General features: G+C 73.8%; 10 protein-coding genes and 1 pseudogene. 5 read left to right on the top strand and 6 right to left on the bottom strand.

All coding sequences use genetic code 11. From position 1 onward, the window contains the following. Nucleotides 1–148: 148 nt before the first annotated feature. From ACIGO8_RS22765 to ACIGO8_RS22775, 3 genes and pseudogenes are all read right to left on the bottom strand, one after another. Nucleotides 149–1,678, bottom strand: coding sequence for a GAF domain-containing protein (locus ACIGO8_RS22765; protein ID WP_399734252.1), 1,530 nt, complete (start codon nt 1,676–1,678; stop codon nt 149–151). A 379-nt stretch (nt 1,679–2,057) separates the two neighbouring features. Then, nucleotides 2,058–3,080: pseudogene (locus tag ACIGO8_RS22770) on the bottom strand (rod shape-determining protein); the annotation flags it as partial. Nucleotides 3,081–3,246: 166 nt separating this feature from the next. Continuing rightward, nucleotides 3,247–3,819, bottom strand: coding sequence for a hypothetical protein (locus ACIGO8_RS22775; protein WP_399733563.1), 573 nt, complete (start codon nt 3,817–3,819; stop codon nt 3,247–3,249). Between the two features lie 122 nt (nt 3,820–3,941). On the opposite strand from ACIGO8_RS22775, the gene ACIGO8_RS22780 reads away from it, so the two are divergent. Beyond that, nucleotides 3,942–4,793, top strand: a complete 852-nt coding sequence (locus ACIGO8_RS22780) for a hypothetical protein (RefSeq protein WP_399733566.1) — start codon at nt 3,942–3,944, stop codon at nt 4,791–4,793. A 19-nt stretch (nt 4,794–4,812) separates the two neighbouring features. Here ACIGO8_RS22780 and ACIGO8_RS22785 read toward each other — a convergent pair whose 3' ends face one another. Further along, complete coding sequence (locus ACIGO8_RS22785) at nt 4,813–5,283, bottom strand: MarR family winged helix-turn-helix transcriptional regulator (RefSeq protein ID WP_399733569.1); 471 nt, start codon at nt 5,281–5,283, stop codon at nt 4,813–4,815. A 113-nt stretch (nt 5,284–5,396) separates the two neighbouring features. Between ACIGO8_RS22785 and ACIGO8_RS22790 the strand changes: the two genes are divergently transcribed. The 3 genes from ACIGO8_RS22790 (at nt 5,397) to ACIGO8_RS22800 (ending at nt 7,878) form a co-directional block, all read left to right on the top strand. Next, nucleotides 5,397–6,416: an NADP-dependent oxidoreductase gene (locus tag ACIGO8_RS22790; protein WP_399733571.1), complete on the top strand. Its 1,020-nt coding sequence runs from the start codon at nt 5,397–5,399 to the stop codon at nt 6,414–6,416. Nucleotides 6,417–6,481: 65 nt separating this feature from the next. Continuing rightward, nucleotides 6,482–6,904 (top strand): organic hydroperoxide resistance protein, encoded by a 423-nt coding sequence (locus ACIGO8_RS22795; RefSeq protein ID WP_190156521.1) that lies wholly within the window; start codon nt 6,482–6,484, stop codon nt 6,902–6,904. 119 nt (nt 6,905–7,023) lie between these two features. Further along, complete coding sequence (locus ACIGO8_RS22800) at nt 7,024–7,878, top strand: EI24 domain-containing protein (protein WP_399733576.1); 855 nt, start codon at nt 7,024–7,026, stop codon at nt 7,876–7,878. Between the two features lie 71 nt (nt 7,879–7,949). Here the strand turns inward: ACIGO8_RS22800 and ACIGO8_RS22805 are convergent, their stop codons facing one another. Both ACIGO8_RS22805 and ACIGO8_RS22810 read right to left on the bottom strand, forming a co-directional pair. Then, nucleotides 7,950–9,242, bottom strand: coding sequence for a serine hydrolase domain-containing protein (locus tag ACIGO8_RS22805; RefSeq protein ID WP_399733579.1), 1,293 nt, complete (start codon nt 9,240–9,242; stop codon nt 7,950–7,952). A gap of 213 nt (nt 9,243–9,455) precedes the next feature. Continuing rightward, nucleotides 9,456–10,421: a LysR family transcriptional regulator gene (locus ACIGO8_RS22810; RefSeq protein WP_399733581.1), complete on the bottom strand. Its 966-nt coding sequence runs from the start codon at nt 10,419–10,421 to the stop codon at nt 9,456–9,458. Nucleotides 10,422–10,567: 146 nt separating this feature from the next. On the opposite strand from ACIGO8_RS22810, the gene ACIGO8_RS22815 reads away from it, so the two are divergent. Continuing rightward, nucleotides 10,568–12,760 (top strand): M4 family metallopeptidase, encoded by a 2,193-nt coding sequence (locus ACIGO8_RS22815; RefSeq protein WP_399733584.1) that lies wholly within the window; start codon nt 10,568–10,570, stop codon nt 12,758–12,760. The last annotated feature ends 66 nt before the right edge of the window (nt 12,761–12,826 follow it).

The following is a 12,826-nucleotide window of genomic DNA, read 5'->3' on the forward strand; positions in this document are numbered from 1 at the left end:
TTGCGGTAGGCGGCCGCGGGGACCTTCGCTTCGGTGTCCACGTCCCCAGTCAAGATCGTGCGCGGGGGCGAGGCGCGCCGGACTACGCCGTACGGGCGTGTGCGGGACGACGCCGTACGGGTGGGTGCGCGGCGGCTCGGAGCACCGCCTACGGCCACGTCACCACGGCCGGCGGGTCTCCGTCGTCCTCGACCCGCAGCCGCAGGCCCCTGTCGTCGGCCGTCACCTCGACCGTGACGGCCCCGACGCGCGGCTGGCGCCGGTGAGCCGCGGCGAGCGCCCCGCGCAGCGCGGCGAGCAGCCGGTCGCCGGTGGTGTCGTCGGCGAGGGCGTCGACGGCGCCGGCGAAGTGCACGGAGGGCTGGAAGCCGAGCAGCGCCGCGGCGCCGCCGGTCTCGCGCAGCACCCGGCCGCGGAAGGAGGCCGGGGCGTCGGCGGGCGGCTGCTGGAGCGCGAAGATCGCCGTACGGACCTCCTGGATCGTGGAGTCCAGCTCGTCGACCGCCCGCCCGATCAGCTCGTCCTCGCCGCGCCCGGCGGAGCTGCCGGCGGCCCTGCGCCGGGTCGACTCCAGCATCATCTCGGTGGCGAAGAGCCGCTGCACGACCAGGTCGTGCAGGTCGCGGGCGATCCGGTCGCGGTCCTCGTAGACGGCGAGCCGCTCGCGGTCGTGCTGGGCGTCGGCGAGGACCAGAGCGAGCGCCGCCTGGGAGGCGAACTGGGAGGCGAGCAGCCGGTCCACCGCCGAGTACGGGCGGTCGCCGCGGCGCCGGGGCAGCGCCAGGGTGCCGATGAGCTTTCCGCCGCTCTGCAGCGGCAGCATCATCGACGGTCCGAAGCGGCTGCGGACATGGGTGGTCATCCGGGGATCGGTGGCCGAGTCCTCGATGAACACCGGCTCGCCGCCGAGCAGTTGGACCAGGACGGGAGAGCCGGGCGCGATCGTGGTGCCGATCAGGTCGCCGGGGTCGTCGGAGGTGGAGGCGGCGACGATCTCCATGCCGCCCTCCCGGGTGGGCTGGAGGACGACGCCGGCCGAGGCGCCGGCGAGCAGCCTGGCCCGTTCGGCGACGGCCATCAGGGCGTCCTCGGCCGGTTCGCCGGCGAGCAGCGCGGTCGTGACGGCCGCGGCGCCCTCGATCCACCGTTCGCGCTGGCGGGCCGTCTCGTACAGGCGGGCGTTGCCGATGGCGATGCCGGCCTGGGAGGCGAGGACGCGCAGCAGGGCCAGGTCCTCGTCGGTGAAGGGGCCGGCGCGTTTGTCGGTGAGGTAGAGGTTGCCGAAGACCTCGGTGTGGACGCGGATCGGCACGCCGAGGAAAGAGCGCATCGGCGGATGGCCCTCGGGCACGCCGGACGAGCGCGGGTCGGCGGACAGGTCGTCGAGCCGGAGCGGCTGCGGGTCCTGGACCAGGACGCCGAGGAGTCCGGTGCGGCCGTCGGGGAGGCGGCCGATCCGCTGCCGCTCCTCGTCCGTCATGCCGCTGGTGAACAGCTCGGTGATGCGCCGGCGCTCGGGGTCGACGACGCCGAGCGCTCCGTAGCGGGCGGTGGTCAGCGCGGTGGCGGTGTCCACGATGTGCTGGAGGGTGGCGCGCAGTTCGAGCTCGCTGCCGACGCCGAGGACGGCTTCGAGGAGGGCGGGCAGGCGGGGCGGCGCCTGCCCGTCGTCGTCCATGTCCGCGGTCACGTCCATGTCCGCGGTCAGGCCCACGCCCGTGTGTGCGCCGGTGTCCGTGCCCGTGTCCGCGCCCGTGTCCTCGTCCGCGCCCGTGTCCTCGTCCGCGCCCGCGCCCGCATCCGCGTCCGTGTCCGTGTCCTCGTCCGCGTTCTTGTGCTCGCCCGTGTCCGTGGTCGGCATGGTGTCATGGTCGTACGAAGCGCCCGGCCGCGGACTATTCGCGCTCGCGGCTCTCGGCGGGCTCGCGGTCGTCGCCCCGGAGGCGCTCCCGGTCGCGCTCCCGCTCCAGATCCCGGCCCGGGCCCCGGTCGCGGTCCGTGCCCCTGTCCCCGCCCCCGTCCGCGTCCCGGTCGTCCTGCTCGGTCAGCGGGTCGAGGTCGAGGACCAGCGGCTGGACCCGGCCCTCCAGCATCGCGCCCAGGCCCAGGACGGCGCAGACGTCGGGCCGTTCGGCGATGTGCACCGGCATCCCGGTGGCCTCGCGCAGCATCTGGTCGAGGCCCGGCAGCAGGGCGCTGCCGCCGACCATCATGATGCCCCGGTCGGCGAGGTCGGCCACCAGGTCGGGCGGGCAGTCGCGGAGCACCTTGCCGATGCCGTCGAGGACCGCGGTGAGCGGCGTCTGGATGGCCGAGCGCACGGCGGCGGTGTCGACGGTGACCGAGCGGGCGAGGCCGGTGGCGACGTCGCGGCCGTGGATCTCGGTGAAGCTCGGGCCCTGGACGGTCAGGCCGTTGCCGTGCAGGGCGACCTGGAGCGGGCGGACCGACTGGCTCGGCAGCATCAGCTCGTGCTGGTGGCGCAGGTGCTGGATGACGGCGTGGTCGATGGCGTCGCCGCCGACCGGGATCCGCTCGGCGGTGACGATCGCGCCGAGGGAGAGCACGGCGACCTGGGTGGTGGCGGCCCCGCACACCATGATCATGGTCGCGGTCGGCTGCTCGACCGGGAGTCCGCAGCCCACGGCCGCCGCGATCAGGGTGTCGACGAGTTCCACCCGGCGGGCACCGAGGCCGACCAGGGTCTCCACGGCGGCGCGCTGGGCGAGCGGGTCGCTGTCGTGCGGGGTGCAGGCGGCGGCCCGCAGCCGGGGCTTGCGGCGCAGCTGGCGGCGGAGCTTGTCGCCGAGGAGGTGACGGAGCATCCGCTGGGCCATCTCGATGTCGACGACGGTGCCGCCGGAGACCGGGCGGACCACCCGGATGTAGTCCGGGGTGCGGCCGGTCATCTTCTCGGCGAGCGCGCCGACGGCGATGAGCGCGCCGGTGCGGGTGTTGACGGCGGCGACGGACGGCTCGTCCACGACGAGTCCGGCGCCCTTGACGAAGACCCGGGTGCGGGCGGCGCCCAGGTCGACGGCGACATGGCAGCGGCGCAGCTGCTCAAGGCTGACGGTCACGGCGGTCCTCCGGAGTGCGGTGCTGGCACAGGCGAGGTGGTCTGCGAGGGCCCGCTGAAGCGCGGTCCTGTTCGCATCGTCCTTCCGTGCCCGCCGGCGCGCGCGCTGGGCTGAGCCGCCCGGGGGTGCGGCTTCCCTGACGTAACGTCAGGCCGTGGTCAGGGCTTCACGCCCGGCAGTGGGGCACCAGGCGCTGGAGGAGGCCCCAGGCGAACTCGGCGGCGCCGCGGGTCCCGTCGGGAAGGGTGAAGTCGAGGCGGGTGAGGGCCGGGGCGACGCCTTCGCGCGGTGCCGGGTCGCGAAAGGCCCGCCAGACCTCGTCGGCCGTGACCCGCCACGGGCGCAGATCGGCCTCGGTGCGCAGCTCGGGCGGGGCGGCGCCGGGCGCGCGGGTCAGGGAGCGGGACCAGACGGTACGGCGGGGCGGGCCGGCCAGGACGGTGAAGCGCAGGTCCGGCCAGAGCGGCACCGGCCACGCCCAGGCCTCGCTCCCCGGAAAGCCGGGCGGCTCCTCGCGCGTCTCCGGTTCGCCGAGGACCTGGCGGTAGCGGTCGAACTCGCCGGGGCCGTGCCGGCCGTGCGCCCACGCCTGCCACCGCTTGTTCGCCTCCCGCATCTCGGCGCGGGTGGCGCCCAGTTCCCGCAGGGCGTCCTCGACGAGCCCGGCCTGGTGGTCGGCCATCCGGCGGAGCAGGACGAGCTGGAACTCGTACGGCCCAAAGGGGGCGGCAGGGGTCATGCGCCCATCCTGCCCGAACGGGGAGATACGCGACGACGCGCCGACGACCTGCACTTTCCTCACAGGATCCTCACGTCCGCGCCTATCAGCCAGGTCCGTGGGACGCATAGCCTGCGGGCGCCATGGACTACTGCCACCAGTGCCGACGGCATCTCAACGGCGCCCTGGCCTGTGCGGGCTGCGGGACGCCCGCCGAGGAGCTGCGGTACCTCGCCTCCCACCCGGCTCCGCAGACGCGCGCGGAGCCGGCGTCCGCGCTGCCGTCGGTCGCGCCGGAGTTCAGTTACGAGCTGGACCTGGTCGAGCCGCCCCGCCCGGCCGGGGGCCGCGCCGCCGCGCGCCGGGCGGGCCGGAGCGGCGGCGGCAGGGGCGGGAAGGGCGGCACGGGTGCCGGGAACGGCCGCGCGGGCGGCCGCCGGGCCCGCTCGCGCCGCGGGCGCACCGTGGTGCTCGGCACGCTGGGCTTCGTGCTCGCGGCCGGTTCGCTGAGCATGGCCAAGCTGGCCATGGAGCAGCCCGACGGCGGCGGCTCCGCCACCGCCGTGCAGGAAGAGGACGTGGTCGAGACGCTCGACCCGACGCCGCCGGACCCCACCGGCAGCACCGGCGCGCCGGACGGTCCCGGGCCTGTCGACTCGGCCGGCCCGCGCCCGACCACCACCCCGCACGCCGGACGCGGCACGGGACGCGCCGACGGCGCGGGAAGCGGCACCGGTACGGGAACGGGCACGGGCTCCGATACGGGCACGGGCCCGGGCGACGGGAGCGGTGACGGGTCCGGGCCGTCGCCGAGGGCCTCCACGAGCGGCACCGCCACGCCGTCCGCCACGCCCTCCGACGGCGCCACGCCCTCCGCGAGCGGCTCGGCGCCCGGACAGCCCGGCGGCGGCACACCGGCCACGACCGCACCGACGCCGAGCACCAGTCCGAGCCCGACGCCGACCTGTACCCGCTTCCTGTGGTGGTGCGTGTAGACCGGTCCCGCGGTACGACTTAGGTCGTGTCCTGGCGGGACGCCTCCTGGCGCCCGTCGCCGGGGGCCTCGCCCAGCATCCGCTTGAGCAGGTCGCGCAGCAGCGTGCGCTCGACCTCGGTCAGCTCGCCGAGCGGCTCGCGGGCGAAGCGCAGCGAGTCGCGCAGCCGGCGGGCGGTCTCGCGGCCCTCCTCGGTGGGTGCGGCGACCTTCACCCGGCGGTCGGCCGGGTCGGGGCGGCGTTCCACCAGGCCGCGGGACTCCAGGCGGTCGATGATCCCGGTGACGTTCGACGGCTCGCACTTGAGCTGTTCGGCGATCTTGCGCATGGGCGTGGGCTCCAGGGCGAGCAGCCCGAGGACCCGGGCCTGTGCGCCGGTGAGCGCGTGCGCGGCGGCGGCCTCCTCGTACTCCTCGTGGTAGCGCGCCACGACCGTGCCGATGAGTTCCACGACCTCGCGGGTCAGAGGGTCCGTGCGTGAGCTGGGCATGGGTTCATCCTACTCCGATACTTGACAACATGAAATATTGAGGCGCATGGTTGTTTCAGTTCATGAAGTATCCGAAGCTTCGTGTGAGTGAAGCGTTCCAGGAGGCACCGCCGATGTCCGTACTCCCCGCGTCCAGCCGTGAGTGGCACCTCGTCGCCCGCCCGCACGGCTGGCCCGTGCCCGCGGACTTCGCCCTGCGCGAGACGCCGGTCACCGAGCCCGCCGAGGGCCGCGTCCTCGTGCGCAACCTGCACTTCTCGGTCGACCCGTACATGCGCGGCCGGATGAACGACGTGAAGTCCTACATCCCGCCCTTCAAGCTCGACCGCCCGATGGACGGCGGCGCGGTCGGCGAGGTCGTCGCCTCCAACGCCGAGGGCTTCGCCGTCGGCGACCACGTCCTGCACGGCCTCGGCTGGCGCGAGTACGCCGAGGTGCCCGCCCAGCTCGCCACCAAGGTCGACCCGGAGCTGGCCCCGCTCTCCGCCTACCTCGGCGTGCTCGGCATGACCGGCCTCACCGCCTACGCCGGCCTCTTCGAGGTCGCCTCCTTCAAGGAGGGCGACGCCGTCTTCGTCTCCGGCGCGGCCGGCGCCGTCGGCAGCCAGGTCGGTCAGATGGCCCGCCTCAAGGGCGCCTCCCGCGTCATCGGCTCGGCCGGCTCCGACGAGAAGGTGAAGTGGCTGGTCGAGGAGCTCGGCTTCGACGCCGCCTTCAACTACAAGGCGGGCGCTGTGCGGGACCAGCTGCGCGAGGCCGCCCCGGACGGCATCGACGTCTACTTCGACAACGTCGGCGGCGACCACCTGGAGGCCGCGATCTCCTCGCTCAACGTGCACGGCCGCGCCACCATCTGCGGCATGATCGCGCAGTACAACGACACCGAGCCGGTGCCCGGCCCGCGCAACATGGCCATGATCATCGGCAAGCGGCTCCGCCTCCAGGGCGTCCTGGTCGGCGACCACTACGGGCTGCAGCAGCAGTTCGTCGAGGAGGTCGGCGGCTGGCTGCGCTCCGGCGAGCTGAAGTACGGCGAGACCTTCGTCGAGGGCATCGAGAACGGCGTGGACGCCTTCCTCGGCATGCTCCGCGGCGACAACACCGGAAAGATGATCGTCTCGGCGACCCGTTAGTCTTCCCTCAGCCGTCGCGATCGTGGGCGCGAGTCGCGGCGAACCGAAGTAAGGAAGACAGCAGCATGTCGATTCAGCAGTCCGACGTCCTGTACACCGCCGTCGCCACCGCCGAGAACGGCCGCGACGGCCGCGTCGCCACCGACGACGGCCAGCTCGACGTCGTCGTGAACCCGCCCAAGGCCATGGGCGGCTCCGGCGCGGGCACCAACCCGGAGCAGCTCTTCGCCGCCGGCTACAGCGCCTGCTTCCAGGGCGCCCTGGGCGTCGTGGCGCGCAACGAGAACGCGGACGTCTCCGGCTCGACGGTCACCGCCGAGGTCGGCATCGGCAAGAACGACGAGGGCTTCGGCATCATCGTGAAGATCTCGGCGACCATACCCAACGTGGACGCCGAGACCGCCAAGAGCCTGATCGAGAAGGCCCACCAGGTCTGCCCGTACTCCAAGGCGACCCGCGGCAACATCACGGTCGAGCTCGCCGTCTGACCCGTCGGGGCCGAGACTGGAGGAGGGCCGCACCCTGACCGACCAGGGTGCGGCTCTCCGCGTCTCAACTGGGAAACAAGAATCGGATCCTCCTGCGCGGCCCCACTAGGGTGATCGACATGCGTGATTTCGGGGCGGGATTCGGTTACCTCCTGCAAGGTCAGAAGTGGGTCGGCCGGCACGGACGGTGGTTCGGCTTCGGGCTGCTGCCCGGGCTCGTCACCTTCGTCCTCTACGCGGGAGCGCTCGTCGGCCTCTTCTACGGCGCCGACGACGCCACCGCCTGGGCGACGCCCTTCGCCGACGACTGGGGCTCGCCCTGGCAGGGCCTCTTCCGGGGCGCGCTGACCGCCCTGGTCCTCGCCCTCGGGATCTTCCTCGCCGTGATCACCTTCACGGCCGTGACCCTGCTCGTCGGGCAGCCCTTCTACGAGTCGCTGTCCGAGGCGGTCGACCGCACCGAGGGCGGCGAGGTCCCCGAGTCCGGACTCCCGCTCTGGCGCGAGCTGTGGATCTCCGGCCGTGACAGCCTCCGCGTCCTGCTGCGGGTCGCGTTCTACGGCATCCTGCTCTTCGCGGCCGGCTTCATCCCGGTGGCCGGCCAGACCGTCGTCCCGGCGATCGGCTTCTGCGTCTCCGGCTTCTTCCTCACCGAGGAGCTCACGGCGGTGGCGCTGCAGCGCCGCGGGGTCGAGTTCAAGCAGCGCCTCGGGCTGCTGCGCGGCCGCCGGGCGGCGGCGCTCGGCTTCGGCGTGCCGCTCACCCTCTCCTTCCTGGTGCCCTTCGTCGCCGTCCTGCTCATGCCGGGCGCCGTCGCCGGGGCCACCCTGATGGCCCGCGACCTGAACGGCGAGACGGCGGACCGCGACGACGAGGACGACCGGGGGCCGCGGCCGGCGGCGAACGGCGCCGGCTTCCCCGGCGGCCCGGGCGGCGCACCTGGCGCGGGCGGCCCGGGACGCCACGTCGGCTGAGCCGCGCGGGCGGCCCAGGACGCCACGGCGCCTGAGCCGCCGCGCGGGCGTCCGAGCCGCGGCGCGAGGCGTCAGGGCGAGAGCGGGTGATCCGGGGCGAGCGCCGCGGCGATCCGCTCGGCGACCACCTCCGCCGTGTTGCCGTCGGGCGTGTCCGCCTTCTTGGTCGTGGACACGGCGATGGCCAGACGCCTCGACGGCAGATACGCCTGGATCGCGGCGTAGCCCGAGAAGGACGGGTTCTGCAGCAGCCAGGTGTTGGCGACGATCACCCCGAGGCCGAAGTGCCTGGCCTCGGTCTGCCGCAGACAGACGTCGGCCGGGCACCTCGCGGTCGGGACACCGAGGCCCACCGTGCCCGGGTTCACCAGGGTCCGGTACGAGTCGGGCGAGATCAGCTCGCCGCTGCCGATGCCCCGCGCCGAGCGGGTCATGTCGCAGACGTCCGAGGTGATGACCGCGCCGGGACCCGTGGTCCACGACGGGTTCCAGTAGGTCGACTCCTCGTACGGACCGCGTTCGGACGTGAACGCGTGCAGCACCGGCCGGGGAATCTCCGGCGTGAAGGCGTTGCGGGTGTTGCGCAGGCCCAGCGGGCCGGTGACCTGCTCCTCCACCAGCTTGTCGATCCGCTGCCCGGTGATCCGCTCCAGGGCCCGTTCGAGCAGCAGGTAGTTGGCGTGCGAGTAGCTCCAGTTGGTGCCCGGGGTGTACCAGAAGTCGTGGGAGAACGGGTACGCGAGCAGCTCGTCCGGCGTCCAGGCGCGGAACGGGTGCGCCTCCAGCTCGGCGTCGAACTTCGGGTCGGTCACGTAGTCGTGCAGGCCCGAGGTGTTGTTCGCCAGCATCCGCAGCGTGATCTCCCGCGCGCGCGGGACGTTCGGAAGCCAGCGCTCCACCGTGTCGTCGAGACCGACCCGGCCCTGCTCGACCAGCCGGAGCAGGGTGGTGCCGATGTGGGCGAAGGCCACCGAGCCCGCGCGGAAGTGCATGTCCGGCTCGGCCGGCACACCCGTCATCGACTCGCCGAGCGCGTCCGTGACGACCTCGCGTCCGTCGACGGTGACCCGGAACAGCACCGCGTTCAGACGCAGGTCGGTCTTGGCCTTGCGGACGATGTCGACGACCGCGCGGGCCCGGTCGTCCAGCGGGTGCCGGGTCCGGACGCAGCCGCCACCGCCGTGGCCGCCGTGACCGTCGTGCCCCTTCCGGGCTTCGTGCGCCGGGGGCGCCTCGTGCCCGCCGGGCGGCGGCGCGGCGGCCCCGGCGGGAGCGGCGAGGGCCGTGATCTGGAGCGCCGCGGCGAACAGCGCGGCGACGCCGAGGACGCGCCGCGAGCGGCGGCTGCGGGAGGTGGTTCTCATGCCCGCACTATGGCTCCGCGCCGCGCCCGAGCCGTGCGAACACTCCGCGCCCGGCCCGGGACCGCCCGACCGGTGCAGACGGCCGCCTCCGAATGGGCTCGCCCGCCGGTCCCGGCGCCGGCCCGGCCACCCCGGCGGCCCGCCGGTCCCGGCGACCGGACGGCCCCGCCATCCCCGCCGGTCCCGAGGCCCGCGCCCCTGCCCCCGCCACCCTCAGTCCAGGTCCGGGTGGAGCTCCGGGCGGGACTCCCACCAGGTCCGGTGGAAGGAGTTGTTCGGCACGTTGTCCAGGTAGGCGAGGGCCGCCGCGCGGTAGAGGAGCCGGGCGTGGAGGACCGGGAGGGCGGCGGGACGCCAGGCCAGGCGGATGCGGCCGGTGATCGGGTCGCCGGTGAGCGGACGCAGGACGGTGCCCTCGGCGGGCGGCGCGGTGGGCTGGCTCATGGAGATCGCGCGCCCCGACGCGATCAGGTCGTAGTGCATCTTGCGGTCGGCGATGCGGTGCCGCAGCGTCGGGGTGAAGCCGGCCCGCCGGCAGGCGTCGACCAGCGCCTCCGGCCCGCCGTCGTCGTCCTCGACCAGCGTCATCCAGGTCTCGCCCGCGAGGTCCGCGAGATCGATCCGGTCCCGCCCGGCCAGCGGGTGCGCCGCCGACATCCGTACGCAGAACGGTTCCTTCGGTACGAGGGTGCGGGCGACCACGCCCTCGGGCAGCGGCACCTCGTGGTCGGCCACCTCCCCGTACACGATCGCGTCGTACTGCCCGGCCCCGAGCATGCGGCCGAGCGTGGTCACCGAGTGCTCGACGCTGACCGCGATCTCGGTCTCCTGGCCCGCCATCTCCCGCTCCAGGCGTCCGATCAGACCGTCCACCAGGACGAGCAGGATGCAGCCGAGCCGCAGCGTCGGATGCGGTGCGGCGGCGCGGGCGCCGGCCGCGAGGGCGTCCATCTCGCCGAGCACCCGACGGGCCCTGGACAGCACGAACTCGCCCAGCGGCGTCGGGTCGACGCCGTGCCGGCCGCGGACGAACAGCTCGCCGCCCGCGGCCCGTTCGATCCGCTTCAGCTGGGCGGACAGGGCCGGCTGGGAGACTCCGAGCCGCGCCGCCGCCCGCCCCAGACTGCCCGCTTCCGCTATCCGGCAGACGGCCTCGAGATGCCTCAACTCCAACTGCATCCGGCCAGCGTAGGCAGCGCCGGAGGGCGGACGTAAGGGTTCGGCATAACGCACGTCTTATGGCCGGTGGGATGTCCCCCGCTGGGCATGTTCACGCCCATACTCGGCGCGTCCCACCGTCTCCCCCCACCCGAAACGGAGCAGACGTGCACCCCACCAGACTCCCGGCGGCCCTGGCAGCGATCGCGCTGACGGCGAGCCTCGCGAGCACCCTCGCGGGCACCGCCACCGCCGCGACCGGCGCAGGACCGGCCCAGCCCGTACCGCCCGGGCACGGCAGGTCCCTCGCCCTCGCCGCCGCCGACAAGGCCGCCGACAGCGGGCTCGACGGACTGCGCCACGGCACGGACGAGGAACTCGTCCGCACCGCCGTCACCCCGTGGGCCGGCGGCCTCTACTACGCCGCCTACCAGCGCACCTACAAGGGCCTCCCGGTCGCCGGCGGCGACGCCGTCGTCGTCTCCGACAGCGCCGGCAAGGTCCGCGAGGTCGCCGCCGCGCCCGCCCCGGCCATCCGGCTCTCCACCCGGGCCGCGGTCTCCTCCGCCGCCGCCCTCGCCACCGCCAAGGCCCAGCTGGCGGGCGTCGAGAGCGCGAGCAGCCCCGAACTGACCGTGCTCCTCAAGGGCGCCAAGCCCGTCCTCACCTGGCACACCCTGGTCGTCGGCCGCACCGCCGAGGGCCTGCCCAGCTCGCTCGACACCTACGTCGACGCCCGCACCGGCAAGGTCGCCCGGGCCACCGACAAGATCCTGCACGCCGACGGCCGCGGCTACCACAACGGCAACGTCACCATCGACACCGCCGCGAGCTCCATGACCGACCCGAACCGCTCCGGCTTCCGCTGCGGCGGCCAGAACGGCAGCGCCTACACCGGCACGCCGCCGTGGGGCAACGGCACCGCCAACGACCTCGTGACCGCCTGCGTCGACATCATGTACGCCGCCCAGCGCGAGTCCGACATGCTCAAGCAGTGGTTCGGCTACAACGGCCAGAACGGACAGGGCGGCATGGTCCCGGCCCGGGCCGGCCTGAACGAGGTCAACGCCTACTACGACGGCACCAAGACCACCTACGGCCACAACCAGAACGGCACGATGCAGCTCACCGGCATCGACGTCGTCGCCCACGAGTACGGCCACGAGATCTTCGACAAGACCCCGGGCAGCTCCGGCTCCTCCAACGAGAACGGAGGAATGAACGAGTCCACCGGCGACATATTCGGCGCGCTCACCGAGCACTTCGCCAACAACCCCAACGACACCCCGGACTACACCGTCGGCGAGAAGCTCAACTTCCTCGGCGACAACAAGCCGATCCGCTACATGTACAACCCCTCGCTCGCCGGCGACCCCAACTGCTACCCGCAGCTGAACTCCGGTACCGAGGTGCACGCGGCGGCCGGCCCGCAGAACCACTGGTTCTACCTGCTCGCCGAGGGCTCCAACCCGGGCGGCGGCAAGCCCGCGAGCCCCATCTGTTCCGGCGGCCCGTCGTCCGTGACCGGCATCGGCATCCAGAAGGCCGGCAAGATCTTCATGGGCGCGCTGCTGATGAAGACCTCCTCCTGGAACCACCTGGCCGCCCGCAAGGCGACCCTGTCCAGCGCCAAGAACACCTACGGCAGCGCCGAGTGCAACGCGGTGAAGACCGCCTGGAACGCGGTCGGCGTCCCGGCCCAGTCCGGTGAGACCGACTGCGGCGGCACCACCACGCCGGACTTCTCGCTCGCGCTGAACCCGGCCTCCGGTTCGGTCCAGCCCGGCGCCTCGGTCACCTCGACCGTGAACACGACCACCACCGGCGGCAGCGCGCAGACCGTGCAGCTCTCCGCGAGCGGCGCGCCCAGCGGCGTCACCGTCTCCTTCAGCCCGTCCTCGGTGACCTCGGGCGGCTCCTCGACCATGACCGTCCAGGTCGCGGCCGGCACCGCCAACGGCACGTACCCGATCACCGTCACCGGCAAGGGCTCCGCCACGCACACCGTCACCTACCGGCTGGCGGTCGGCACGACCACGCCGCCGACCGGCTGCGCCGACACCGAGTACACCTACGAGGGCAGCCTCACCGACGGCCAGGCCGAGGCCCAGCCGGACGGCTCGTACTACTACTCGCCGGCCTCCGGCACCCACGTGGGCTGCCTGCGCGGTCCGGCCGGCGCCGACTTCGACCTGTACCTGCAGAAGTGGAACGGGTCCGGCTGGGCGGACGTGGCGGTCGGCGGCACCGAGAGCGCCGACGAGGACATCACGTACAACGGCACCGCGGGCTACTACCGCTACGTGGTCCACGCCTACAGCGGCTCCGGCGCGTACACGCTGGGCCTGACCGCCCCGTAAGGCGAGACCCGGGGCGCCCCGTCAGGGGACGGGCGCCGTCACGGGCAGGGGGTTGCGTGACGGCGT

It is taken from the genome of Streptomyces sp. NPDC053493 (assembly GCF_044544825.1).
Lineage (GTDB): Bacteria > Actinomycetota > Actinomycetes > Streptomycetales > Streptomycetaceae > Streptomyces.